Raw genomic sequence first — 26,080 nt, forward strand, 5'->3', positions numbered from 1 at the left:
TTTTACATCGGGTTGATGCGAATCGCCGGCCGATCCTGCTGAGTCGCAGCTATCACAATATTTTGTTCGATTTCGCCCGTTCGCGCCGGGCACTGTCCCAGTTTAACCCTCACGTCCTGTATCTTTCGTACCCGTTTGGCGGTTATAACGCCACGGCGGTAAAAGCAGCAGGCGACGCGGGATTCCACATGGCGGTCACCACGGTGAGAGGGAAGGTTAAGCCGGGAGATAATCCGTTCTTATTGAAAAGGCTTTATATTTTAAGAACGGATTCGCTGGAGACGATGTCGCGGCTGATAAGCAACCAGCCGCAGGGGTAAGGCTATCAGGCAACCTGTACCGGAATAGCTTTCGCGGTACGCTTCATTTCGTTGTCGCCTTCAAAGTAAGCCACTTTCGGGCGCCATGTACGGGCTTCTTCATCAGACATGGTGACGAAGCTGGCGATAATCACAATGTCGCCAACCTCTGCACAATGCGCTGCCGCACCGTTCACCGAGATGATTCTGGAGCCGCGTTCAGCCGCAATTGCATAGGTTGAGAAACGTTTCCCATTCGTCACGTTCCAGATATCAATAGCTTCATTTTCCAGAATACCGGAGGCATCAAGGAAATCCTGGTCGATGGCGCAGGAGCCTTCATAGTGCAGGTCCGCCTGCGTGACTTTTACACGGTGGAGCTTGCCTTGCAGCATGGTGCGAATCATAACTTCTATACCCTGTCGTTTACCTTGGCTAAGCAGGTGCTACTGACCTGCTTTGAGAATTTTCAGGCAGTATTGCCTGATTTTTAACCCCTGTCTACTGGGCTAATGTAACGCTTTGATTATCGATCAGACGAGCCTGACCCAGCCAGGCGGCAACCAGAATCACTGCGCGTTTACTGCTTTCAGTCAGTTCAAGCAGCGTGTCGGCGTCGCGGATCTGAATGTCGTCGGCGCGGAAGCCTTTTTCATTCAGCTCGTGTTCAGCAATGGCGATAATCTCTTCCAGATCGCGTTCCCCAGCCTGTAATTTTTCGCCAATGCGGCTCATCACTTTGTACAAGCCAGGGGCGACTTTACGCTGCTCTGCCGTGAGATAGCCGTTACGCGAGCTTAGGGCTAAGCCGTCTTTGGCGCGAATAATTGGTACGCCGACGATCTCAATGTCATAACCCATATCCGCCACCATTCTGCGGATCAGCGCCAGTTGCTGGAAATCCTTCTCGCCAAAGCAGGCGATATCTGGCTGGATCAAATTAAACAGCTTGCTGACGATAGTGGAAACACCACGGAAGTGGCCCGGACGGCTGGCGCCTTCAAGCATGGTAGACAGTCCCGGAACATCAACATAGGTATGACCTTCCGTGCCCTGCGGATAGATTTCTTTCTCTGATGGCGCAAAGACGATATCGACTTTGCGTTTGTTCAGCTTTTCGCAATCTTCCTGCAGCGTGCGTGGATAGCGCGCCAGGTCTTCCACACGGTCAAACTGCATTGGGTTGACAAAAATACTGACGATCACCACATCAGCCTGAGCCTTTGCTTCATCAACCAGCTTCATATGGCCGTCGTGCAGGTTGCCCATTGTCGGAACCAGCGCGACGCGTTTGCCTTCCTGACGCAGACGACGAATGTGCTGGCGCAGCAGCGGCAGAGTTTCAATAATTAACACTTGGACTCCTTAATGGAAACTGTGTTCTTCACCCGGATAGACGCCGGATTCAACCTCAGCAATATACTGCCGTACTGCGGCGCGCATGTCGCCCGCTTCAGCGAGGAAATTTTTGGCAAATTTAGGGATATGGCCGCCGGTAATGCCAAAGGCATCATGCATGACGAGGATTTGTCCATCAGTGACGTTACCTGCGCCAATACCAATAACCGGAATCGACAACGCATCGGTGACGCGCTTCGCCAGCTCAACCGGTACGCATTCCAGCACCAGCAACTGAGCGCCAGCCGCTTCCAGCGCCAGCGCGTCGTCGAGCAGCGTTTGCCCGGCATCACCACGGCCTTGCACCTTATAGCCACCATAAATGTTGACGGACTGCGGGGTCAGCCCCAGATGACCGCACACCGGGACCGCGCGTTCGGTGAGCATTTTCACCGTATCGACCAGCCACGCACCGCCTTCTACCTTGATCATGTTGGCGCCCGCACGCATAACCACCGCGGCGTTTGCAAAGGTTTGTTCTGGCGTAGCGTAGGCCATAAACGGGAGATCGGAAAGCAGCAGGCAGTTGGGTGCCCCGCGACGCACGGCGCGGGTGTGGTAGGCAATATCTTCAACGGTGACGGGGAGGGTAGAATCATGGCCCTGAACGGTCATGCCCAGCGAGTCGCCAACCAGCATCACATTGATACCTTCGTCGGCAAAGAGTTTCGCGAAGCTGTAGTCGTAAGCCGTAATCGTCGCGAAGCGTTTCTTCTCTTGCTTGTATTTTTGCAGCAATGAGATTGTTGTCGGTTTCATAACATTTCCTGATGGTGAAAGTCATATTTAACGGCATTCTAGCAGTCACATTCAGGGGGGCAATTGATTTAAGCAATCGTTTGGCGCGAAAGCAGTAAACGCTAAAGGGAAAGGATTACTTTACCAGTGTGCAGGTTTTGCTGCACCGAGTTGGGCGAGGTGTTGATGTAGGCTGGTTCCGTCCGGGAAGCTCAGTTCAGGCGCAATTTCATACAGCGGCCACAGCATGAAGCCGCGGTTCTTCATGTCGTAGTGTGGCACGGTCAGACGTTCGGTGTTAATCACTTCATCGCCAAACAGCATGATGTCGAGGTCCAGCGTACGCGGGCCCCAGCGTTCAGCTTTACGTACGCGACCCTGCTGTAGCTCAATGCGTTGGGTGTGATTAAGCAGTTCTTCGGGCGCGAGAGCCGTTTCCAGCGCCACGGCCGCGTTCAGGTAGTCTGGCTGATCCTGTGGGCCTAACGGCGGCGTACGGTAAAACGAGGAAACGGCGACGATGCGGCTGTCGGGAATGTCGCCGATCGCTTGCACGGCAGCATTAACCTGCTCCAGAGGTGAGGCTAAATTGCTGCCGAGCGCAATATAAGCGAGGGTCACGCGGAACCTTCGCGACGTGGCGCACGTTTGCGCGGACGACGATGGCGGCGGCGTTCTGGTTCTTCGTCGAGTTCGTTCAACATGCCTTTTTGTTCCGGCGGCGCGGAAACCTGGAATTCGCCCCACCACTGCGCCAGACGCTGCAGTTCGGCGTTATTTTCCACTTCGGCACGCAGGGCCAACAAGTCGTAGGCAGCGCGGAATTTTGGATGCTCCATCAGCTTCCAGGCGCGTTTGCCCTGACGACGGGACATGCGTAACTGAAGCTGCCAGATATCACGGGTGAGCGACGTCAGACGCTTAGGAATAGCCAGCGAGCGGCAGGCTTCGTCCAGTACATCGTTCATCGCCAGTGCGAAAGCGTCGTAATAGGCCAGACCGCTTTCCTGTGCGATTTTCTGCGCAGCTTCCAGTAACGGGTACCAGAACATCGCGGCAAACAAGAATGCCGGATTCACGCGCATATCATTGTGGATACGGGTGTCGGTATTCTTTAGTACCTGGGCAATGATGCGTTCCATCGCGCTGTCACCGTCTTCGGTGAAATAGCGGGTGATGGTTGGGAACAGCGGCTGGAACAGGCTGTACTCACGCAGTTTTTTATAGGTTTCATACCCGTAGCCCGCCTGTAACAGTTTGAGCGCTTCTTCAAACAGGCGTGCGGGGGGAATATCGTTAAGCAGCGTTGCCAGACGTGGGATCGGCTCTGCGGTTTCCGGGCTGATACGCATGTCGAGTTTGGCGGCAAAGCGCACGGCACGCAGCATACGTACAGGATCTTCGCGGTAGCGCGTTTCCGGATTACCAATCAGGCGGATGACGCCATCTTCGAGATCCTGCATGCCTCCGACGTAATCACGCACGGTGAAATCGGCCACGCTGTAATACAGGCTGTTAATCGTGAAGTCGCGGCGCTGGGCATCTTCTTCGATGGAGCCGAAGATGTTGTCACGCAGCAGCATACCGTTTTGCCCGCGCTGTGACGTTGTGCGATCGGACTCACTGCCTTCATGGTGTCCACGAAAGGTCGCAACTTCGATAATTTCCGGGCCAAACATGACATGGGTCAGACGGAATCGACGCCCAACCAGGCGACAGTTACGAAACAGTTTTCGCACCTGATCTGGCGTTGCATTGGTGGTGACATCAAAATCTTTCGGCTTTTTGCCCAGCAAAAGATCGCGTACGCCACCGCCTACCAGCCATGCCTCGTATCCGGCCTTATTGAGCCTGTACATTACCTTCAGGGCATTTTCACTGATATCTTTGCGGGAGATAGAGTGCTGCTCACGCGGGATTACCGTCATATGCGGACGGGCGACGGCAAGCTCGGCCTCGCGCTCCTCACGGCTTAGCACCTTGCGGCAAAAATTAGCGACTCGGGTAAAAATAGTGCACCTCGGTAGTGTCAAACTTCAGTCAGAACAAGTGTTGCTGTGTAAAAATCGCGGCTAATCATAGCTCAGCATGAGTCATTTGAGAATGCCGGATTTACATTCACTGAACCCGGCACAGTCGTAAGCGTCCAATTTTGCACCGCAGTTTGCAGTAATTCTTCCACACTCAGCGCTTGCCACGGTATTACAGTGTTCTGGCCGAGGAAGCGCAACGCGTTAATGAGAACCGGGCGTGGATCGCCTTGCGGCAGGGCAGGCGCATGATTCTGTTTAGAAAGTTTAGCGCCTTGCTCGTTGAGCGCCAACGGCAGATGAATATAGTCCGGTACTTGCCAACCGAACTGCTGATACAACGAAATTTGGCGTACAGTCGGTTCGATGAGATCCGCGCCGCGTACAATCTCTGTTACTCCCTGGAAGTGGTCATCAACCACTACTGCAAGGTTATAAGCAAACAGTCCGTCGCGTCGGTGGATAATAAAGTCTTCCCGTGCAAGCTCTGGGTCGGTGTGAATATTGCCGCGTAGCAGGTCGTTAAAGTGTAAAACGGGATGCTGTTGCTTGATGCGTACCGCTGCATTTTCCGGTCCGTGGCGTAACGCACGGCAATGACTGTCGTAAATCCCGCCAATACTCTGAATACGGGCGCGTGTGCAGGTACAGTAGTAACTTAAATCTTGTTGTTGTAACCAGGCCAGTGCCTCACGGTAGGCGTCATGGCGTTGCGACTGCCACATGATTTCGCCATCCCAGTGCAGCCCGTAATGTTCCAGCTGACGCAGAATCGTATCTGCAGCACCGGGAACTTCACGAGGGGGATCGATATCTTCAATGCGTACCCGCCAGATTCCGCGCTGTGCACGGGCCTGCAGATAACTGCCGAGGGCGGCTACCAGGGAACCAAAATGCAGTTCACCGGAAGGTGAAGGGGCAAAACGGCCAATGTAGGGTTTGTCTGTCATGTCGATGGATAATATAAAAGAATAAGGCGGGAGAAACTCCCGCCCAGGTACTGTCGGATTAGCGTAATGCTACCCGGCATGCAACAGTCTACGGGATTAACCCGCCATCTGTTTTTCGCGAATTTCTGCCAGCGTTTTGCAGTCGATGCACAGATCGGCTGTTGGACGGGCTTCCAGACGACGAATACCAATTTCTACGCCGCATGATTCGCAGTAGCCGAAATCTTCGTCTTCTACTTTCTTCAGTGTCTTCTCGATCTTTTTGATCAGTTTGCGCTCACGGTCACGGTTACGCAGCTCAAGGCTGAATTCTTCTTCCTGTGCGGCACGGTCAACCGGATCAGGGAAGTTAGCCGCTTCGTCCTGCATATGAGTCACAGTGCGATCGACTTCATCCCTGAGTTGATTACGCCATGCTTCAAGAATACGCCTGAAGTGCGACAGCTGGGCTTCGTTCATATACTCTTCGCCCGGTTTCTCCTGGTACGGCTCCACCCCAGCGATGGCGAGAATACTCAGGGACGATGTTTTACGGTTTTGCCCTTCTTGCATGTTGCTTCTCCTTAACACGCACTATCGATCCCCATGTTCGGGGGAAAAATCAGGTCGCTATAAATAGCAGATGCTTTTCCGGATAGCAATTATCTATACGTAACACTTGACAACCCTGTGAGGAAAAGCGTATTTGCGCACGCGGCCAGAATATTAATTAACCCGTTGTTTACACCATTACAAGGCAATGGGCAACGGCTCTTTAAGAGTCATACCATGGGCAGAAAGTTCCGCTTTATAAACCAGAATTTCGACCCCCTTTAGCTGTGCTTCGACTAATAACTGCGCATATTTTGCATCGATATGGCGCGCGGGTGAAAACCGTGTAATGGCTGAATGTAGTACCGCGAAAAATATGACGGCACGTTTACCTTCAGCCGCTACGCTCATCAATTCCCGAAGATGTTTCTGACCTCGTTCAGTTATGGCATCGGGAAAATAACCATACTCTTTTTCCGCCAACGTGACTGATTTTACTTCAATATAGCAGTCAGTCCGGGAATCTGCCTGTAACAAAAAATCAATACGGCTGCCTTCTGCGCCGTATTTTACTTCACTTTTCAACACGCTGTAGCCAGAAAGCTCCGCAATGAGTTCATTCTGAATAGCCTCTTTCGTTAAGCGATTGGCCCATAGCGTGTTAACACAAATAAATGCATCAGATGCGGTTTGCGTTAATTCCCAGGTATGTGGATATTTCCGCTTAATATTTTCTGATGTTGAATACCAGACGGTATCACCCGGGGTTGCGCATCCGGTCATTGCTCCGGTATTTGGGCAGTGTAGCGTCAAGGTTGTGCCATCCGGTGTGATCACATCCGCTAAAAAACGTTTATAGCGCTGAATTAGCGTAGCGCGTTGTAAAGGGGGAGAAAATTGCATGAATAATACCCTTGATTATTTGCTCAGCACCCAGCGTTGCAAGGTTGAATAGCGAGTGCGTCCTCGCTCAAATGACGAGGCATAAAGCGCAAACTCCGTAACCGGAAATGACCAGCAAAAACCGGGTGGCGGGATGGCGACTGCATGACTGGCATCGCGCAAGAGCGTGATATGCGGGTGAAAGGACTGTGGGCTCTGGTAGCATCCGCTGCGTGCGGCCTGTGCTCGCAGCATATTGGCCAGTTGCAATAACCCGCGTGGCGGCTGACGCATTCCCAGCCACACAACCCGCGAACGCAGCCATTGCCCTGCATCGTCCAGCCTGAGCGTGAACGCCGGCTGGCGAATGCGTCCAGCCAGTTGTGATAGCGCCTGCTGTTTCTCGGCACTCACATTCCCTAAAAAAGCCAGCGTCAGGTGCAGATTGTCTGCGGCGACCGGACGGCCCGCCTCCGGCGGAAATTGTGCGGCTCGCCAGTGGATGAGCTGCTCCCGAACCTCAGCAGGCAATTCAATGGCAAAGAACAGCCGTTTCGGCTCAGACATGATGGATACTCGGTTATGAATTAACGCGATGCTACAATGCAGCGCGAAGAATGTTAACCCTCTGGAGTCATTTGTGACGTCGTTGCCCGTTGCCGCCATAGTGCCTGAACTGCTTACTGCCCTTGATGCTTCACCGCAGGTCCTGCTGACCGCGCCGACCGGTGCCGGGAAATCGACCTGGCTGCCGCTACAGCTTCTGGCGCATCAGGGGATATCGGGGCGCATTATCCTGCTGGAACCGCGTCGCCTGGCGGCTCGCAATGTGGCACAACGACTGGCGGAGTCGCTGAACGAAAAGCCCGGCGAAACCGTGGGCTATCGCATGCGTGCGCAAAGCTGCGTGGGGCCGCAAACCCGGCTTGAAGTGGTCACGGAAGGTGTGCTCACACGCATGATCCAACGTGATCCAGAATTGCAGGGCGTTGGTCTGGTGATCCTTGATGAATTTCACGAGCGCAGCCTGCAGGCGGATCTGGCACTGGCGCTGCTGTTGGACGTACAGCAAGGCTTGCGGGACGATTTAAAACTGCTGATTATGTCAGCCACACTGGACAACGGGCGTTTGCAGCAGCTGTTGCCTGACGCGCCTACCCTTGTTTCCGAAGGACGTGCGTTTCCTGTTGAACGGCGCTACCAGCCGCTGACGACGCATTTACGTTTTGATGAGGCGGTTGCTATTGCCACCGCGGAGTTGCTACGTAACGAGAGTGGCTCGTTGCTGCTGTTTTTACCGGGTGTAGGGGAAATTCAGCGCGTGCAGGAACAGCTGGCTGGCCGCGTGGGTAGCGATATTCTGTTGTGTCCGCTGTACGGCGCATTGACGCTTGCCGAGCAGCGACAGGCCATTTTGCCCGCGCCACCGGGGCGACGTAAAGTCGTACTGGCAACCAATATTGCTGAAACTAGCTTAACGATTGAAGGCATCCGGCTGGTGGTGGACTGCGCCCAGGAACGCGTGGCGCGCTATGACGCGCGCACCGGTTTAACGCGGTTGATTACCCAGCGCATCAGCCAGGCATCGATGACCCAGCGAGCCGGGCGTGCAGGTCGTCTGGAGCCCGGTATCTGTCTGCATCTGCTTGCCAAAGAGCAGGCGGAAAGAGCGGCGGCGCAGGGAGAGCCTGAGATATTACAGAGCGATCTGTCCGGTCTGCTGATGGAACTGTTGCAATGGGGATGCACCGATCCTGCACAGTTGAACTGGCTGGATACGCCGCCCGCTATCAACCTGCAGGCGGCAAAACGGCTGTTACAGATGCTGGGCGCGTTGGAGGGCAACAGGCTAAGTGCCACGGGGCAGAAAATGGCGGCATTGGGTAATGATCCCCGTTTAGCGGCTATGCTGGTTAGCACCAACAATGATAACGAAGCGGCAACGGCGGCGAAACTGGCCGCGATTCTGGAAGAGCCGCCGCGCGGTGGCAGTACCGATTTAGCCGTCGCATTTTCACGAAATCAGCCCGCCTGGCAACTGCGTAGCCAGCAGCTATTGAAGCGCCTAAATGTGCGGGGAGGCCAGCCCGATAGCGAACGGTTAGCACTTTTACTGGCGCAGGCGTTTGCCGACAGGATCGCGCGCCGTCGCGGGTTGGATGGACGTTATCAACTGGCCAACGGGATGGGGGCGATGCTGGATTCCGATGACGCCCTGGGGCGCCATGAGTGGTTGATTGCGCCGTTGTTATTGCAAGGAAGCGCGTCACCGGATGCGCGTATTTTGTTAGCGTTGCCGCTGGATATTGAAGCGTTGATGCAGACGTGTCCTGAACTGCTGCAACAGTCCGACACCATCGAATGGGATGAAGCCCAGGGAACGTTAAAAGCACTGCGCCTCACGCGAATAGGCCAGTTGACGCTAAAAGTGCAGCCGTTGGCTAAACCTTCGGAAGACGAGTTGCATCAGGCGATGCTGAATGGTATTCGCGATAAAGGGCTAAGTGTGCTCAACTGGACGCCGGAGGCTGAACAGTTTCGGCTGCGCCTGCATTGCGCGGCAAACTGGTTGCCGGAGTACGACTGGCCTGCGGTAGATGAGGATTCTCTTCTGGCGGCGCTGGAGAGCTGGTTATTGCCGCATATGAGCGGTGTGCACTCTTTACGCGCGCTCAAAGCATTAAATGTGGCTCAGGCATTGCGCGGTTTGCTGGACTGGTCAATGCTGCAACGTCTGGATAGTGAACTGCCTGCGCATTACACTGTGCCGACGGGAAGCCGGATAGCCATCCGCTATCACGAGGATAATCCCCCGGTGTTGGCGGTCAGGATGCAGGAAATGTTTGGCGAAGCGAATACGCCAACCATCGCCGGGGGGCGTGTGCCGTTGGTGCTGGAGCTGCTTTCTCCGGCCCAGCGACCGCTACAGGTCACCAGCGATCTGAGCGCATTCTGGAAAGGATCGTACCGTGAGGTACAAAAAGAGATGAAAGGGCGTTATCCCAAACACGTCTGGCCGGACGATCCGGCGAATACCGCGCCAACGCGGCGCACCAAAAAGTATTCATAAATTGAGAGATTTCTTCTTCTGTCGCCTGACGGAAGAACAGAGAATCGGGCCTTTGCGCCTGAATGTTGCGGAGAAAAAGCATGGCGGGGAATGACCGCGAGCCAATTGGACGTAAAGGGAAACCGTCACGTCCGGTGAAACAAAAGGTGAGCCGTCGTCAACTCAGAGATGACGAGTATGACGACGATTATGATGATGACTATGAGGATGAAGAACCGATGCCGCGTAAGGGTAAGGGCAAAGGGCGTAAGCCTCGTGGTAAGCGTGGCTGGTTCTGGCTGCTGGTAAAACTGTCGATCGTCTTTTTGGTGCTGATCGCGATATATGGCGTGTACCTGGACCAAAAAATCCGTAGCCGCATTGATGGCAAAGTCTGGCAACTGCCTGCGGCTGTTTATGGCCGGATGGTTAACCTTGAGCCAGAAATGCCCATCGGCAAGAACGAGATGGTGAAACTGCTGGAGGCGACACAGTACCGTCAGGTGACGAAAATGACGCGCCCGGGCGAATTTACCGTGCAGGCGAAGAGCATTGAGATGATCCGCCGTCCGTTTGATTTCCCGGACAGTAAAGAAGGGCAGGTGCGTGCGCGTCTGACCTTTGATGGCGATCATCTGGATACTATTGAGAATATGGATAACAACCGCCAGTTCGGTTTCTTCCGTCTCGATCCGCGTTTGATCACCATGCTGTCTTCCCCTAACGGTGAGCAGCGTCTGTTCGTTCCGCGTAGCGGCTTCCCGGATTTGTTGGTAGATACGCTGCTGGCGACCGAAGACCGCCATTTCTATGAGCACGACGGCATCAGCCTCTATTCCATTGGACGTGCGGTGCTGGCGAATCTGACGGCCGGTCGTACGGTGCAGGGGGCCAGTACGCTGACACAGCAACTGGTGAAAAACCTGTTCCTGTCCAGCGAGCGCTCGTACTGGCGTAAAGCGAACGAAGCCTATATGGCGCTGATCATGGATGCGCGCTACAGCAAAGACCGCATTCTTGAGCTGTACATGAACGAAGTTTATCTCGGTCAAAGCGGCGATAATGAAATTCGCGGCTTCCCGCTGGCGAGCCTCTATTATTTCGGTCGTCCGGTGGAAGAACTGAGTCTCGACCAGCAGGCGTTGCTGGTGGGGATGGTTAAAGGGGCGTCAATCTACAACCCATGGCGTAATCCGAAGCTGGCGCTGGAGCGTCGTAATCTGGTGCTGCGCCTGCTGCAACAGCAGCAGATTATCGATCAGGACCTGTATGACATGCTGAGCGCGCGCCCGTTAGGCGTGCAGCCGCGTGGCGGGGTGATTTCACCACAACCAGCGTTTATGCAGATGGTACGCCAGGAGCTACAGGCGAAGCTGGGCGATAAAGTCAAAGATCTCTCCGGTGTGAAAATTTTCACCACCTTTGATTCCGTGGCACAGGATGCGGCAGAAAAAGCGGCGGTGGAAGGCATTCCGGTGCTGAAGAAACAGCGCAAGCTGAGCGATCTGGAAACCGCGATTGTGGTCGTTGACCGCTTTAGCGGCGAGGTTCGTGCGATGGTCGGCGGCGCAGAGCCGCAGTTTGCGGGCTATAACCGCGCGATGCAGGCCCGTCGTTCCATCGGTTCTCTGGCAAAACCGGCAACCTATCTGACGGCGCTGAGTCAGCCGAAGCTGTATCGCCTGAATACCTGGATCGCCGATGCGCCGATTGCGCTGCGCCAGCCGAACGGTCAGGTGTGGTCACCGCAGAACGATGACCGTCGCTATAGCGAAAGCGGTAAAGTAATGCTGGTGGATGCGTTAACGCGTTCAATGAACGTCCCGACCGTCAATCTGGGGATGGCGCTGGGCCTGCCCGCGGTTACCGAGACCTGGACGAAACTGGGCGCCCCGAAAGATCAGCTCAATCCGGTTCCGGCGATGCTGCTGGGGGCGTTGAACCTGACGCCAATTGAAGTGGCACAGGCGTTCCAGACCATCGCCAGCGGGGGTAACCGTGCGCCATTATCAGCACTGCGTTCGGTCATTGCTGAAGATGGGACCGTGCTGTATCAAAGCTTCCCGCAGGCAGAGCGCGCAGTGCCTGCACAGGCGGCATATATGACGCTGTGGACCATGCAACAGGTGGTTCAACGCGGTACGGGTCGCCAGCTTGGCGCGAAGTACCCAGGGCTGCATCTGGCAGGGAAAACCGGGACCACCAACAACAACGTGGATACCTGGTTTGCCGGTATCGACGGCAGCCAGGTGACGATTACCTGGGTAGGCCGCGATAACAACCAGCCAACCAAGTTGTACGGTGCCAGCGGCGCGATGTCGATTTATCAGCGTTATCTGGCGAACCAGACACCAACACCACTGGTGCTGACGCCGCCGGAGGATGTTGTTGATATGGGCGTAGATTACGACGGTAACTTTGTGTGCAGTGGTGGTATGCGTACGCTGCCAGTGTGGACTACCGATCCGGATTCGTTGTGTCAGCAAGGTGAGATGCAGCAGCAGTCAGGTAATCCGTTCGATCAATCAACGCAGTCGCAGCCTCAACAGCAGCAGCAACAACAGCCGCCGCAGCAGGAGAAGAAAGACAGCGACGGCGTCGCAGGTTGGATCAAGGATATGTTTGGCAGCAACTAATGCCTACCTCAAAACCCGCTCCGGCGGGTTTTTCTTTTGACGCCATTCGGTTTTGTTTTGCCTGATGGCGCTGCGCTTATCAGGCCTACGGAATTTGAGCAGCCGTGTCGCTATCCGGTACGTCTTCCGTTAAAACATTTCAGCTTAATTTATTAACCCTTTCTTTTCATCTGGTTATTTCTTAACCCCTTAGTTTTAGTAGGGGCGCGTAGTGCTTGCGATCGCAACAGCGTTTCGAATATCATGCTCCCGTTATAATAATAATTCTCGTTTACGTTATCATTCACTTTCATCAGAGAAATACCAATGGCGCGTCTTAAAACTGCTCAGCCAAACTCCTCACTGCGCAAAATTGCAGTCGTGGTAGCCACAGCGGTTAGCGGCATGTCTGTGTATGCACAGGCGGCGGTTCAACCGAAAGAAGAAACAATCACCGTAACCGCAGCACCTGCCGCACAAGAAAGCGCATGGGGGCCTTCGCCGACGATTGCCGCGAAGCGTTCCGCCACCGCAACCAAGACTGATACGCCTATCGAAAAGACCCCGCAGTCTGTTTCGGTTGTGACGCGTGAAGAGATGGATACCAAGCAACCGGCTACAGTAAAAGAAGCCATTGCTTATACACCCGGTGTTTTTGCTACCCGTGGTAGCTCTTCCACCTATGATGTAGTGACGATTCGTGGTTTTACCTCTCCAACCACGGTCAACACCAACCAGTATCTTGATGGCATGAAACTTCAGGGGAATAACTACTCTGAAGTATCTATGGACCCGTATTTTCTGGAACGCGTAGAAGTGATGCGCGGGCCGACTTCAGTGCTGTACGGCAACAGCAACCCTGGCGGCATCGTCAGTATGGTGAGCAAACGTCCGACAACAGAACCACTGAAAGAAGTGCAGTTTAAAATGGGGACGAACAACCTCTGGCAAACTGGTTTCGATTTTAGCGACGCTATTGATGATGACGGCGTGTGGTCATACCGTTTAACAGGGCTGGGTAATAGCCAGAACTCTCAGCAGGAGATGTCAAAATCAACGCGTTACGCAGTTGCACCTGCGTTTAGCTGGCGTCCTGATGATAAAACAGATTTCACCTTCCTGAGTAATTTCCAGAACGATCCGTACGCGGGTTATTATGGCTGGTTGCCGCGTGAAGGTACGCTTGTTCCGTATTACGATGCAATGGTAATCCGCACAAGCTGCCGACTGATTTCAATGAAGGTGAAGCGGATAACAAGATGGCTCGCCGCCAGCAGATGGTTGGCTACAACTTCTCACATGCCTTTAACGACACCTTCACCGTGCGCCAGAACCTGCGTTATGACAAGGTGAAAACGCTCTACCGTTCTGTATATGGTTTTGGCTATAGTCAGCCTGGTGAGATTATCCGTAAATACGTTCGTTCTGATGAAGATCTCAATGCATTTACCGTTGATACCCAGCTCCAGTCTGCTTTTGCCACTGGTGATGTCGCACATACTCTGCTGACCGGTGTTGATTACTCGCGTATGCGTAACGATGTCAATGCGCTGTATGGCGATGCCGATCCGTTAAATATGCAGAACCCTCAGTACGGTAACCCGAATATTGATGTCAGCGGACCGTATGCTAAGTACGCCGTGTTAAACCGTATGGAACAGACCGGACTTTACGCCCAGGACCAGATGGAATGGGATAAGTGGGTGCTGACACTGGGCGGCCGCTACGATTTCGCAACTACCTCCACGTTGACCCGCTCCAGTAATTCACTGGCCGAAGTGAACGATCAGCAGTTTACCTGGCGTGGTGGTGTTAACTATCTGTTTGACAATGGTATTTCTCCGTACTTCAGCTATAGCGAATCGTTTGAACCGACATCCGGTTCAACGAAAGAAGGCAAACCGTTCGATCCGTCGCGTGGTAAGCAGTACGAAGCCGGTGTGAAGTATGTTCCGAAGGATATGCCCGTTGTACTGACGGCGGCTGTGTACCAACTGACGAAAGATAAAAACCTGACGGCGGACCCGAACGATCCTACGGGTCTGTACAGCGTCCAGACTGGAGAGATTCGTTCACGCGGTATTGAACTGGAAGCAAAGGCAGCCGTAAATGCCAATATTAACGTTACGGCGGCTTACAGCTACACGGATGCGGAATATACCGAAGACACTATCTTTAAGGGGCAACGACCGGCGGAAGTACCACGTAATCAGGCTTCGTTATGGACCGATTACACGTTCTATGAATCAGCACTTAGCGGTTTGACCATTGGGGCTGGTGTGCGTTATACCGGTTCAACGGTGAGTTATTACAAAAACGATACTGCCTCAGGGAATAAAAACGATTCGTTTAATGTGGGCGGTTATACCGTTGCTGATGCCATGGTGAAATACGATCTGGCCCGTTTCGGTATGGCTGGTTCGTCCGTTGCCGTAAACGTCAACAACCTGTTTAATCGTGAATATGTTTCCAGTTGCTATAGCGAATACGCATGTTACTGGGGCGCAGAACGTCAGGTCGTTGCAACCGCAACCTTCCGTTTCTAATTTCTTTTGGGCACGCTTTGCGTGCCCGTTTTACAAGTTGGCTGCTATGCAGGAAAACAGATCCCATCCCGACACGACGTTTGCGTTGAAGAATGTCTCCTTCCGTGTGCCTGGCCGCACGCTTTTGCATCCTCTCTCGTTAACCTTTCCCGTGGGTAAAGTGACCGGTCTTATCGGCCACAACGGCTCCGGTAAATCCACCTTATTGAAAATGCTGGGACGCCATCAGCCGCCGTCAGAAGGTGAAATCCTGCTTGATGAGCAGCCGCTGGAGAGCTGGAGCAGCAAAGCGTTTGCCCGTAAGGTTGCCTATTTACCGCAGCAGTTACCGCAGGCTGAGGGGATGACGGTACGTGAGCTGGTGGCGATTGGGCGTTATCCGTGGCATGGCGCGCTGGGACGTTTTGGCGTGGCTGACAGAGAAAAAGTAGAAGAGGCTATTTCGCTGGTCGGCTTAAAGCCGCTGGCGCATCGCCTGGTAGATAGCTTGTCTGGCGGCGAGCGTCAACGTGCGTGGATCGCCATGCTGGTGGCGCAGGACAGCCGCTGCCTGCTGCTTGATGAACCAACTTCCGCGCTGGATATCGCTCATCAGGTTGACGTACTGGCGCTGGTGCATCGCTTAAGTCAGCAGCGCGGGCTGACGGTGATTGCGGTGCTGCATGATATCAACATGGCGGCCCGCTACTGTGATTACTTAGTTGCGCTGCGCGGTGGTGACATGATTGCACAAGGGACGCCTGCTGAACTGATGCGCAGTGAAACTCTGGAACAGATTTACGGTATCCCGATGGGCATTTTGCCGCATCCGGCCGGTGCCGCACCCGTGAGTTTTGTCTATTAATGATTGAATTACATCATATTACCCGTCGGCGGCTGCTTGCGGCGATGGTGCTGTCGCCGCTGCTGTGGCGGATGAATACGGCACACGCTGCGGCGGTTGATACGCAGCGCATTGTGGCGCTGGAATGGCTACCGGTGGAACTACTGCTGGCGCTGGGTATTACGCCGTATGGCATCGCGGATATCCCTAACTACAAGCTGTGGGTCAGTGAGCCCCCGTTGCCGGATTCGGTGATTGACGTCGGGCTACGTACGGAGCCCAATCTCGAACTGTTGACCGAAATGAAACCCTCGTTTTTGCTGTGGTCGGCAGGCTATGGTCCTTCCCCTGAAAAGCTGGCGCGGATTGCGCCTGGCCGGGGATTTAACTTCAGTGATGGTAAAAAGCCGCTGGCCGTTGCGCGACAATCGCTGCAGGAAATGGCGCAACTGTTCAATCTGCAAGCCTCTGCTGAACGCCATCTGACCGAGTACGATCGTTTTATCGCCAGCCTGAAACCGCGCTTCATTCAACGCGGCGCGCGTCCCGTGCTCCTGACATCCCTGCTTGATTCGCGACATATGCTGGTGTTTGGCCCAAACAGCCTGTTTCAGGACGTGCTGGATGAGTACGGGATCCGCAACGCCTGGCAAGGCGAAACCAACTTTTGGGGCAGCACCGCAGTAGGAATTGATCGGCTTGCCGCCTACAAAGATGTTGATGTGCTGTGCTTCGATCACGGTAACAACAGGGATATGCAGGCACTGATGTCCACACCGTTGTGGCAGGCGATGCCATTTGTTCGCGCCGGACGTTTTCAGCGTGTTCCCGCCGTCTGGTTCTATGGTGCAACGCTGTCCGCGATGCATTTTGCCCGCATTCTGGATAATGCGCTGGGAGGCAAAGCGTGAGTAAACGAATTGCGCTGTTCCCAACGCTTCTTCTGGCGGTTCTGTTTGTCGCTGCCTGTTGGCTGACCTGGGTAAACTTCTCTGTTGCGTTACCGCGCAGTCAGTGGCAACAGGCTATCTGGTCACCGGATATCAATGCTATTGAGCAGATGGTTTTCCACTACAGTCTGCTGCCGAGGCTGGCGATTTCACTACTGGTTGGTGCCGGACTGGGGCTGGTCGGCGTCTTGTTTCAGCAGGTGCTGCGTAACCCGCTGGCAGAGCCAACCACGCTGGGCGTCGCAACCGGTGCGCAGTTGGGCATTACCGTCACCACGCTATGGGCGATTCCCGGTGCGCTGACCACGCAATTTGCGGCGCTGGCCGGGGCATGTGTTGTTGGGGCACTGGTGTTTGGCGTTGCCTGGGGCAAACGTCTTTCTCCGGTGACGCTGATCCTTGCCGGGCTGGTGGTCAGCCTGTACTGCGGGGCAATTAACCAGTTGATGGTTATCTTCCATCACGATCAGCTGCAAAGCATGTTTTTATGGAGCAGCGGTACGCTAACCCAAACCGACTGGAGCGGCGTACAGCGCTTGTGGCCGCAGTTGCTGGGCGGCGTGATGCTGACGCTGCTGTTACTGCGCCCGATGACGCTGATGGGATTGGATGACGGCGTGGCGCGTAACCTCGGTCTGGCGCTGTCGCTGGCGCGCCTGGCGTCATTAACGCTGGCGATTGTGCTGAGTGCTTTGCTGGTTAACGCGGTGGGGATTATCGGTTTTATCGGCCTGTTTGCACCGCTGCTGGCGAAAATGCTCGGCGCGCGGCGTTTGTTGGCGCGTCTGATGCTGGCTCCGCTGATTGGGGCATTGATCCTCTGGCTCTCTGACCAAATTATTCTGTGGCTGACCCGCGTATGGATGGAAGTCTCCACTGGTTCGGTGACGGCGCTGATTGGCGCGCCATTGCTGCTGTGGCTGTTGCCGCGCCTTAGAAGTATGAGCGCGCCGGATATGAATGCCAGCAACCGTATCGCCGCTGAGCGTCAGCATGTACTGATGTTTGCCCTGGCAGGCGGGGCGATATTGCTGCTGACCGTTATTGTGGCGCTCGCGTTTGGTCGCGATGCGCACGGCTGGACATGGGCCAGTGGTGCAATGCTGGATGAGTTGATGCCCTGGCGCTGGCCGCGTATTCTGGCTGCACTGGTGGCTGGCGTAATGCTGGCTGTGGCGGGTTGTATTATTCAGCGTCTGACCGGAAACCCAATGGCCAGCCCGGAAGTATTAGGCATTAGTTCCGGGGCGGCATTTGGCGTGGTGTTAATGCTATTTCTGGTCCCCGGAAATGCCTTTGGCTGGCTGATGCCGGCCGGGAGCCTCGGGGCGGCAGCCACCTTGCTTATTATTATGATTGCCGCCGGGCGCGGGGGCTTTTCACCGCACCGCATGTTGCTGGCAGGGATGGCGCTCAGCACGGCGTTTACAATGCTGCTGATGATGCTGCAGGCCAGCGGCGATCCGCGCATGGCGGGTGTGTTGACCTGGATCTCCGGTTCAACCTATAACGCGACGGGCGAACAGGTGCTGCGCACCGGAATTGTAATGGTTATCCTGCTGGCAATGACGCCGCTGTGCCGTCGTTGGCTGACGATTTTACCGCTTGGCGGCGATACGGCGCGGGCTGTAGGTATGGCTATTACGCCGTCGCGAGTAGGATTACTGCTGTTGGCGGCGGGGCTGACGGCAACAGCCACCATGACCATTGGTCCGTTGAGCTTTGTCGGGCTGATGGCTCCGCATATTGCCCGTATGATGGGCTTTCGCCGGGCGATGCCGCATATGCTGATTTCGGCGCTGGCGGGAGGCGTGTTGCTGGTGTTTGCCGACTGGTGTGGGCGTATGGTGCTGTTTCCGTATCAGATCCCAGCGGGACTGCTGTCGACGTTTATTGGCGCGCCGTACTTTATCTATCTGCTGAGAAAACAGAGTCGTTAATTATGCCGGATGGCGGCATAACTGCCTTATCCGGCCTACGGGGGCAAATGTAGGCCGGATAAGCGTAAGCGCCACCCGGCAATTCATCACTTACAATTTCGCAAACACCCGGCGTGCGGCGTCGATGGTGTTATTGATATCTTCTTCACTGTGCGCCACGGACATAAAGCCCGCTTCGAAGGCGGACGGCGCCAGGTAAACGCCTTCATCCAGCATCATGTGGAAGAAACGCTTGAAGCGTTCAACATCGCAGGCCATCACGTCCTGATAGCAGGTCACGGTTTTGGCATCGGTGAAGAAAATCCCGAACATCCCGCCGACATGGTTAACCACCAGTGGAATATTTGCTTCTTCGGCAGCTTCCAGCAGACCTTCCGCCAGACGCGTCGTCAGTTCGTTCAACGTCTCATGAATCCCCGGCTGGGCGACTTCATTCAGACAGGCGAATCCGGCCGCCATCGCAATTGGATTACCGGACAGCGTACCCGCCTGGTAAACCGGCCCGGTTGGGGCCAGGGCATCCATCACATCACGACGGCCGCCAAATGCGCCAACGGGCATGCCGCCGCCGATGATTTTGCCAAGACAAGTCAGATCCGGCACGACGCCGTAATAATCCTGCGCACCGGCCAGCGCCACGCGGAAACCGGTCATCACTTCATCGATGATCAACAGCGCGCCAAACTCATCGCACAGCGCACGCAGGCCTGGCAGGAATTCCGGCAGCGGCGGGATGCAGTTCATGTTGCCCGCGACCGGCTCAACGATGATGCAGGCGATCTCCTGCGGATACTGTTCGAATGCCGCACGTACTGAGGCAAGATCGTTATAGGTGCAGGTCAGGGTGTGTTTCGCGAAATCAGCCGGAACGCCCGGGGAGTTCGGCTGACCCAGCGTTAACGCGCCGGAACCGGCTTTGACCAGCAGACAGTCGGCATGACCGTGGTAGCAGCCTTCAAATTTGATGATCTTATCGCGACCGGTGAAACCGCGCGCCAGACGGATCGCGCTCATTGTGGCTTCGGTACCGGAGTTCACCATACGTACCATATCCATGGTTGGCACTAACTCAGTGACCAGCGCCGCCATTTTTACTTCCATTTCGGTCGGCGCGCCGAAGCTTAAACCGCGCTCTGCCGCTTCAATCACGGCATTGCGAATTGCCGGGTGGTTGTGACCCAGCACCATCGGCCCCCAGGAGCCGACATAATCGATATAGGCTTTACCATCGACATCATACAGATATGCGCCGTCAGCTTTTTCAATAAACAGCGGAGTACCACCCACGCCAGTAAAGGCGCGAACGGGGGAGTTAACGCCGCCGGGGATAAGTTCGCGTGCTGCGCTGTAGAGGTTTTCAGACTTACTCATGGATGGGGTCCTGGTTCGTAGAAAAAGTAAATGCCCGCTATTCTAGTTATTCAGAGAAGGTTATGAAAGTTTTGCGTATTTGAAACAATACGATTTACAGGGGATTTTCACGAAACGTGCGAGTAGAATGCCGTTTCCGTATTTGTATTACCAATTAATGATTATCTGATGAAAACAGACACCCCTTCTTTTGAAGCACAACAAATTGTGCGTTTACGGCGCAGGGATCAGATCCGTCGACTCCTTGATCGTGACAAAACGCCGTTGGCGATCCTCTTTATGGCTGCCGTGGTGGGGACAGTGACGGGGTTGGTGGGTGTGGCGTTTGAGAAAGCCGTAACCTGGGTGCAGAATCTGCGTATTGGCACGCTGGCACAGGTTGCTGACCACGCCGTCCTGGTATGGCCTTTGGCGTTTATTCTTTCTGCATTGCTGGCGATGGTGGGTTATTTTCTGGTGCGTAAATTTGCCCCGGAAGCCGGTGGTTCGGGGATACCTGAGATTGAAGGCGCATTGGAAGAGCTCCGCCCGGTGCGCTGGTGGCGTGTGCTGCCGGTAAAATTTATCGGCGGTATGGGTACGCTGGGTGCCGGAATGGTGCTTGGGCGAGAAGGACCGACCGTGCAGATTGGTGGCAATATCGGGCGCATGGTGCTGGATATTTTCCGCATGCGTAGCGCCGAAGCGCGGCACACCTTACTGGCAACCGGTGCGGCTGCGGGGCTGTCAGCCGCGTTTAATGCGCCTTTGGCCGGCATTTTGTTCATTATTGAAGAGATGCGACCACAGTTTCGTTATAACCTCGTGTCGATCAAAGCCGTATTTACCGGCGTGATTATGTCGAGCATTGTATTTCGTATTTTCAACGGCGAGGCCCCGATTATTGAGGTCGGGAAACTCTCCAATGCGCCGGTTAATACGCTGTGGTTGTACCTCATCCTCGGGATTATTTTTGGTTGCGTCGGGCCGTTGTTCAATACCATGGTGTTGCGTACCCAGGATATGTTTCAACGCTTTCACGGTGGTGAAATTAAAAAATGGGTGCTGATGGGCGGTGCGATCGGCGGCCTGTGCGGGATCCTCGGTTTGATTCAACCTGAAGCGGCAGGCGGTGGATTTAACCTGATCCCGATTGCCGCTGCGGGCAATTTCAGCGTGGGCCTGCTGCTGTTTATCTTTATCGCCAGGGTTATCACCACGCTGCTGTGCTTCTCATCCGGCGCGCCTGGTGGGATATTTGCCCCGATGCTGGCGTTAGGCACATTGCTGGGAACTGCATTTGGCATGGCTGCAGCAGCCTCTTTTCCGCAGTATCATCTGGAGGCGGGGACGTTTGCTATTGCCGGGATGGGGGCATTGCTGGCCGCTTCAGTGCGTGCGCCGTTAACGGGCATTGTGCTGGTGCTGGAAATGACGGATAACTATCAGCTCATTTTGCCAATGATTATTACCTGTCTTGGCGCAACACTATTAGCCCAGTTTATGGGTGGAAAACCGCTATACTCGACTATCCTTGCCCGCACGCTGGCTAAACAGGAAGCGGAGCAGGCGGCAAAAAGCCAGAGTACCGCCACGGGCGAGAATACTTGAACGAAATACCAGGGTATTAGATAATGGCCTTAACCATTGGGTTATAATTTGCCCAATTGCCAATGTCGTTTGGAGCAAAATATGAGTGATGACGTAGCGCTGCCACTGCAATTTACTGAAGCAGCAGCCAATAAAGTAAAAAGCCTGATCGCAGATGAAGATAACCCAAATCTGAAATTACGCGTGTATATCACCGGCGGTGGTTGCAGCGGTTTCCAGTACGGTTTTACCTTTGATGATCAGGTAAACGATGGTGATATGACCATTGAGAAACAAGGTGTTGGTCTGGTGGTTGACCCGATGAGCCTGCAGTATCTGGTAGGCGGTGCGGTTGATTATACCGAAGGTCTGGAAGGTTCTCGCTTCGTTGTGACTAACCCGAACGCCAAAAGCACCTGCGGGTGTGGTTCCTCTTTCAGCATCTGATTGCTGTCTGCAATACCGGTGGTCTGATGGTGTAGGCCCGGTAAGCGTAGCGCCACCGGGCAATGTGCCGGATGGCGGCGTAAACGCCTTATCCGGCCTACATGTTTTGCATCGTCACATCAACGCCCGTTATCATCCAGCGCAAACGTCGGCAATTTCAAATGCCAACGAATGGCGGCAAGCCGAATCAACAGGGTGACAATCATCCCCATCATACTGGCGTTTTCCAGCGATACATTAAAGGTATAAAACGCTGTCGCATGCACGATCCCGCCGATAATACACGCCGTGGCGTAGATTTCGGTGCGCAAAATCATCGGCACTTCACGCGCTAACACGTCGCGAATAATTCCGCCGCCGACGCCGGTAATCACTCCCATACAAATCGCCACCAACGGTCCGGTTCCGGCGAGAAACGCTTTATTCACGCCAATACCCACGAACACCGCCAGGCCAACGGCATCCAGCACCGGAAGGATCCATTTCGGCAAGCGTCTTGGCTGACGCACCAGCACGATCGTCAACATACTGGTGATCATCGCCACCACCAGGTCGGTGGGATCTTTAACCCAGAATACGGGGCCATGATCCAGCGCCATATCACGGATCGTACCGCCACCGACGGCGGTTACCACGCCCAGGACCAGAACGCCGAAGGGGTCCATACGCAGTTTTCCGGCAAGCAATACGCCAGAGATAGCAAATACCGCGGTACCGACAATATCCAGCCAATAGACGAGCATCTTTACATCCTCACAATAAACCTGGTGGGGGCAGGCGCTAATTTACTTGTGAAAGCGCATTACAGAGTTGTTTTGCGGCGAGGATAATACGCGGGCTCGCGCGTTCAAACCAGTCACTATCAAGAGTAATAACCGGGATTTTTAGCTGATTTCCCCAGTATTGCTCAATTTTAAGAATTTCGCCTGAACCGCCGGTAGCAACAATTGCCTGAGGGGCTCTTGCCAGTACCTGTTCGCGGCTGACCTGCGGCCATGGAACCCGGCTGCCGGAAAAGATGTTTTCTCCACCACATACCTCAAGAACCTGGTTTTGAATGGAACCTTTTCCACTGGTAAACAGAGGATTTGCGCCAAACTGGAGAAACACACGTTTTTTAGGTTTGTTGGCATACTGAGACTTTAGTAAAGCATACTCATCAAGCAGGGTTTGCGCTGCTTGCTTTGCCTGTTCAGGCTTGGGACTCCATGGCGCAAGTTGACGCAATGCATCTGCGACCTGCTCGATGGTGACGGCATCGACCCAGATGACCTTAATTCCCAGGGCGGTCAGTTGATTAACCTGTCGCTCAGCATTCCCTCCACGCCAGGCAATAACCAAATCGGGTTTGAGCGCCACAATACGTTCCAGATTCATGCCTTGCCAGGTTGAGACCTCTTCAATATTTTTGGCCTCGGGCGGGTAGTTTGAATAGCTGCTGACGCCAACGGGGGTAATACCGGCGGCGAAGGCCAGTTCAGTGTTGGCTGGGGAAAGCGAAATAACGCGCGGCGCGGCGTAAAGCCACGCCGGAAGAATGAAAAGCAGGGCGACCAGCGCCCTGGAGATGTATTTAGCCATGTGCCAGTTTCTGCACCAGCGTTTCAACCATCAGGCTTGACTGTTTCGCGGCAACGACCAGGAACTCGTCAAAGCTGAGATGGGACTGCTGATCGGCGACGTCAGAGATAGCGCGAACGACAACAAACGGCACGTTAAAGTTGTGGCACACGTGCGCAATTGCGGTTGCTTCCATCTCAACGGCAATCGCCTGTGGGAAGTTATGCTTAATTTTTGCCAGACCAACGGAACCGTTAATGAAGGCATCGCCGCTGACGATCAGTCCACGGACGGCGTTCAGATTGAGTTCGGCAATGCAGGATTCCGCCGCAGCAATCAGTGTCGGGTTGGCTTTAAAACCGGCCGGGCAGCCCGGTAGCTGGCCAAATTCATAGCCGAATGCGGTGACGTCAGCATCGTGATAGCGCGCTTCGTCAGAAACCACGATATCACCCACTTTCAGCGTAGAGGCCAGGCCGCCCGCGGAACCGGTATTAATGATGGCGTCCGGCTTGCAGCGTTCAAGCAGCAGCGTAGCGCCCAGCGCCGCAGCTACTTTACCGATGCCTGATTTCAGTAGCGCAACCTCAGTACCGTTCAGTTGGCCGGTGTAAATTTCACAACCGCCAAGAGCGATTGTCTGACGGTTTTCGATTTTGTCACGCAGCAGCGTAACTTCTTCTTCCATTGCACCAATGATGCCGATTTTCATAGATTTACTCGCGATAAGCCAGATTTGAGGGCATAGTCTATCATGCGCTTAAGGGGTAGCGCATTTCTCAGGCGGGAGAGGACATGGCACAGATCGATTTCCGAAAAAAAATAAACTGGCATCGTCGTTACCGTTCACCGCAGGGCGTGAAATCTGAGCATGAGATCCTGCGCATTTTCGAAAGCGACCGTGGACGCATTATCAATTCTCCGGCTATTCGCCGACTGCAGCAAAAAACCCAGGTCTTTCCGTTGGAGCGTAACGCGGCGGTGCGTACGCGCCTGACGCACTCGATGGAAGTTCAGCAGGTAGGGCGTTATATCGCCAAAGAGATCCTCAGCCGACTGAAAGAGCAAAAGCTGTTGGAGCAGTACGGCCTGGATGAGTTGACCGGTCCCTTTGAAAGCATCGTCGAAATGTCCTGCCTGATGCATGACATCGGCAATCCGCCGTTTGGTCATTTTGGCGAGGCAGCGATTAATGACTGGTTTCGCCAGCGACTCTATCCGGCTGACGCTGAAAGTCAGCCGTTAAGCGACGATCGCTGCCTGGTGTCTGCGTTACGTTTGCGTGAAGGTGAAGAGTCGCTCAATGATATTCGCCGCAAGGTACGTCAGGACCTGTGCCATTTTGAAGGCAATGCGCAGGGCATTCGGCTGGTGCATACTCTGATGCGCATGAACCTGACCTGGTCGCAGGTGGGGGGAATTTTAAAATATACGCGCCCGGCATGGTGGCGTGGAGGTACGCCAGCGACGCATAACTATTTAATGAAGAAACCGGGCTATTACCTTTCCGAGGAACCGTATATTGAGCGGTTACGTAAAGAATTATCCTTAGCACCTTACAGTCGCTTTCCATTAACCTGGATTATGGAAGCAGCGGACGATATCTCTTATTGTGTGGCTGATCTGGAGGATGCTGTTGAGAAAAGAATCTTCAGCGTCGAGCAGCTTTACCACCATCTGTATGAGGCGTGGGGGCATCATGAAAAAGGTTCCCTGTTTAGTCAGGTTGTTGAGAACGCCTGGGAAAAATCTCGTTCAAATACATTAAGCCGCAGTACTGAAGATCAGTTCTTTATGTATTTACGCGTTAATACGCTGAATAAGCTGGTACCGTACGCCGCTCAGCGTTTTATTGATAATTTGCCGCAAATTTTTGAGGGGAGTTTTAATCACGCTTTATTAGAAGATGCCAGTAGCTTCAGTCAGTTGCTAGGGGTATATAAAAATGTAGCGGTAAAACATGTGTTTAGTCATCCAGATGTGGAACAGCTGGAATTGCAAGGCTATCGGGTTATCAGTGGGCTTCTGGAAATCTACCAGCCACTGCTAAAAATGTCATTATCCGACTTTAGCGGACTGGTTGAACACGAAAGATTAAAACAGTTCCCTATCGAATCACGATTATTTCAAAAGTTGTCTACCCGCCATCGTCTTGCTTATGTTGAGGCGGTCAGTAAAATATTGCCGGGTAGTGCCGAGTTCCCGGTCATGGAATATTATTACCGCTGCCGTTTAATTCAGGATTATATCAGCGGGATGACTGACTTGTATGCCTGGGATGAATATAGACGGCTGATGGCGGTAGAACAATAAATACTCATTTGTAAAGACGGACAATAAAATTTTACTTTTTCCTTAAACTTCATTCTGGAACTTAGCGCT

Annotated in this window: 22 protein-coding genes and 2 pseudogenes; 11 read left to right on the top strand and 13 right to left on the bottom strand. The window is 54.1% G+C overall.

Annotated elements, in window-relative coordinates:
• The coding region (locus EHN13_RS15450; RefSeq protein WP_479415249.1) for a polysaccharide deacetylase family protein at positions 1-320 on the top strand (320 nt) is incomplete at its 5' end.
• Between the two features lie 5 nt (positions 321-325).
• Here the strand turns inward: EHN13_RS15450 and panD are convergent.
• The 9 genes from panD to thpR all read right to left on the bottom strand — a co-directional run bounded on the left by panD (position 326) and on the right by thpR (position 7,395).
• Positions 326-706, bottom strand: a complete 381-nt coding sequence (gene panD / locus EHN13_RS15455) for an aspartate 1-decarboxylase (RefSeq protein WP_000621526.1) — start codon at positions 704-706, stop codon at positions 326-328.
• Between the two features lie 94 nt (positions 707-800).
• Positions 801-1,655 carry a pantoate--beta-alanine ligase gene (gene panC / locus EHN13_RS15460; RefSeq protein WP_124021696.1) on the bottom strand — a complete coding sequence of 285 codons (855 nt, stop codon included), beginning with the start codon at positions 1,653-1,655 and terminating at the stop codon, positions 801-803.
• A gap of 9 nt (positions 1,656-1,664) precedes the next feature.
• A complete protein-coding gene (gene panB / locus EHN13_RS15465) occupies positions 1,665-2,456 on the bottom strand; it encodes a 3-methyl-2-oxobutanoate hydroxymethyltransferase (RefSeq protein ID WP_124021697.1) in 792 nt (263 codons plus the stop codon).
• A gap of 120 nt (positions 2,457-2,576) precedes the next feature.
• Entirely contained in the window at positions 2,577-3,056 is a 480-nt protein-coding gene (folK, locus tag EHN13_RS15470; RefSeq protein ID WP_101741404.1) for a 2-amino-4-hydroxy-6-hydroxymethyldihydropteridine diphosphokinase, read from the bottom strand.
• The gene (pcnB, locus tag EHN13_RS15475; protein WP_211339286.1) at positions 3,053-4,447 is read right to left on the bottom strand and encodes a polynucleotide adenylyltransferase PcnB; all 1,395 of its coding nucleotides are present in this window, start codon (positions 4,445-4,447) and stop codon (positions 3,053-3,055) included. The genes folK and pcnB overlap by 4 nt, the downstream gene beginning before the upstream one ends.
• Positions 4,448-4,518: 71 nt before the next feature.
• Complete coding sequence (gluQRS, locus tag EHN13_RS15480; protein WP_124021699.1) at positions 4,519-5,415, bottom strand: tRNA glutamyl-Q(34) synthetase GluQRS; 897 nt, start codon at positions 5,413-5,415, stop codon at positions 4,519-4,521.
• Positions 5,416-5,511: 96 nt separating this feature from the next.
• Positions 5,512-5,967 carry an RNA polymerase-binding protein DksA gene (gene dksA / locus EHN13_RS15485; RefSeq protein WP_003829221.1) on the bottom strand — a complete coding sequence of 152 codons (456 nt, stop codon included), beginning with the start codon at positions 5,965-5,967 and terminating at the stop codon, positions 5,512-5,514.
• A gap of 177 nt (positions 5,968-6,144) precedes the next feature.
• Complete coding sequence (sfsA, locus tag EHN13_RS15490; protein ID WP_061067266.1) at positions 6,145-6,849, bottom strand: DNA/RNA nuclease SfsA; 705 nt, start codon at positions 6,847-6,849, stop codon at positions 6,145-6,147.
• A gap of 15 nt (positions 6,850-6,864) precedes the next feature.
• Complete coding sequence (gene thpR, locus EHN13_RS15495; protein ID WP_124021700.1) at positions 6,865-7,395, bottom strand: RNA 2',3'-cyclic phosphodiesterase; 531 nt, start codon at positions 7,393-7,395, stop codon at positions 6,865-6,867.
• Positions 7,396-7,468: 73 nt separating this feature from the next.
• Here thpR and hrpB point away from each other — a divergent pair, with 73 nt between their 5' ends.
• The 6 genes and pseudogenes from hrpB to fhuB all read left to right on the top strand — a co-directional run bounded on the left by hrpB (position 7,469) and on the right by fhuB (position 18,751).
• Entirely contained in the window at positions 7,469-9,898 is a 2,430-nt protein-coding gene (gene hrpB / locus EHN13_RS15500; protein WP_124021701.1) for an ATP-dependent helicase HrpB, read from the top strand.
• Positions 9,899-9,978: 80 nt separating this feature from the next.
• Positions 9,979-12,513 (top strand): bifunctional glycosyl transferase/transpeptidase, encoded by a 2,535-nt coding sequence (gene mrcB / locus EHN13_RS15505; protein ID WP_048212660.1) that lies wholly within the window; start codon positions 9,979-9,981, stop codon positions 12,511-12,513.
• Between the two features lie 306 nt (positions 12,514-12,819).
• Positions 12,820-15,038 (top strand): annotated as a pseudogene (gene fhuA / locus EHN13_RS15510) (ferrichrome porin FhuA).
• A 46-nt stretch (positions 15,039-15,084) separates the two neighbouring features.
• Positions 15,085-15,882, top strand: a complete 798-nt coding sequence (gene fhuC, locus EHN13_RS15515) for a Fe3+-hydroxamate ABC transporter ATP-binding protein FhuC (RefSeq protein WP_124021702.1) — start codon at positions 15,085-15,087, stop codon at positions 15,880-15,882.
• Positions 15,882-16,772 carry a Fe(3+)-hydroxamate ABC transporter substrate-binding protein FhuD gene (gene fhuD / locus EHN13_RS15520; protein WP_124021703.1) on the top strand — a complete coding sequence of 297 codons (891 nt, stop codon included), beginning with the start codon at positions 15,882-15,884 and terminating at the stop codon, positions 16,770-16,772. The genes fhuC and fhuD overlap by 1 nt, the downstream gene beginning before the upstream one ends.
• Positions 16,769-18,751, top strand: a complete 1,983-nt coding sequence (gene fhuB, locus EHN13_RS15525; protein ID WP_124021704.1) for a Fe(3+)-hydroxamate ABC transporter permease FhuB — start codon at positions 16,769-16,771, stop codon at positions 18,749-18,751. The genes fhuD and fhuB overlap by 4 nt, the downstream gene beginning before the upstream one ends.
• A gap of 90 nt (positions 18,752-18,841) precedes the next feature.
• Here the strand turns inward: fhuB and hemL are convergent, their stop codons facing one another.
• Positions 18,842-20,122, bottom strand: a complete 1,281-nt coding sequence (gene hemL, locus EHN13_RS15530) for a glutamate-1-semialdehyde 2,1-aminomutase (protein WP_124021705.1) — start codon at positions 20,120-20,122, stop codon at positions 18,842-18,844.
• A 168-nt stretch (positions 20,123-20,290) separates the two neighbouring features.
• On the opposite strand from hemL, the gene clcA reads away from it, so the two are divergent.
• The 3 genes and pseudogenes from clcA to erpA all read left to right on the top strand — a co-directional run bounded on the left by clcA (position 20,291) and on the right by erpA (position 22,138).
• The gene (gene clcA / locus EHN13_RS15535) at positions 20,291-21,712 is read left to right on the top strand and encodes a H(+)/Cl(-) exchange transporter ClcA (protein ID WP_048212654.1); all 1,422 of its coding nucleotides are present in this window, start codon (positions 20,291-20,293) and stop codon (positions 21,710-21,712) included.
• A 23-nt stretch (positions 21,713-21,735) separates the two neighbouring features.
• Positions 21,736-21,801 (top strand): annotated as a pseudogene (gene yadW, locus EHN13_RS24145) (small protein YadW).
• On the top strand, positions 21,794-22,138 hold the full coding sequence (erpA, locus tag EHN13_RS15540; protein WP_003018581.1) for an iron-sulfur cluster insertion protein ErpA: 345 nt from the start codon (positions 21,794-21,796) through the stop codon (positions 22,136-22,138). Before yadW ends, erpA begins: the two are co-directional and overlap by 8 nt.
• 119 nt (positions 22,139-22,257) lie before the next feature.
• Here erpA and EHN13_RS15545 read toward each other — a convergent pair whose 3' ends face one another.
• The 3 genes from EHN13_RS15545 to mtnN are packed head-to-tail and all read right to left on the bottom strand — an operon-like array spanning position 22,258 to position 24,410.
• On the bottom strand, positions 22,258-22,881 hold the full coding sequence (locus EHN13_RS15545) for a TRIC cation channel family protein (RefSeq protein WP_101741410.1): 624 nt from the start codon (positions 22,879-22,881) through the stop codon (positions 22,258-22,260).
• 37 nt (positions 22,882-22,918) lie between these two features.
• Positions 22,919-23,719 carry a vitamin B12 ABC transporter substrate-binding protein BtuF gene (btuF, locus tag EHN13_RS15550; RefSeq protein ID WP_048212652.1) on the bottom strand — a complete coding sequence of 267 codons (801 nt, stop codon included), beginning with the start codon at positions 23,717-23,719 and terminating at the stop codon, positions 22,919-22,921.
• The gene (gene mtnN / locus EHN13_RS15555) at positions 23,712-24,410 is read right to left on the bottom strand and encodes a 5'-methylthioadenosine/S-adenosylhomocysteine nucleosidase (RefSeq protein ID WP_048212651.1); all 699 of its coding nucleotides are present in this window, start codon (positions 24,408-24,410) and stop codon (positions 23,712-23,714) included. Before mtnN ends, btuF begins: the two co-directional genes overlap by 8 nt.
• Positions 24,411-24,493: 83 nt before the next feature.
• On the opposite strand from mtnN, the gene dgt reads away from it, so the two are divergent.
• A complete protein-coding gene (gene dgt, locus EHN13_RS15560; protein ID WP_048212650.1) occupies positions 24,494-26,011 on the top strand; it encodes a dGTPase in 1,518 nt (505 codons plus the stop codon).
• The last annotated feature ends 69 nt before the right edge of the window (positions 26,012-26,080 follow it).

Source organism: Citrobacter youngae (genome assembly GCF_003818115.1).
GTDB lineage: Bacteria > Pseudomonadota > Gammaproteobacteria > Enterobacterales > Enterobacteriaceae > Citrobacter > Citrobacter youngae.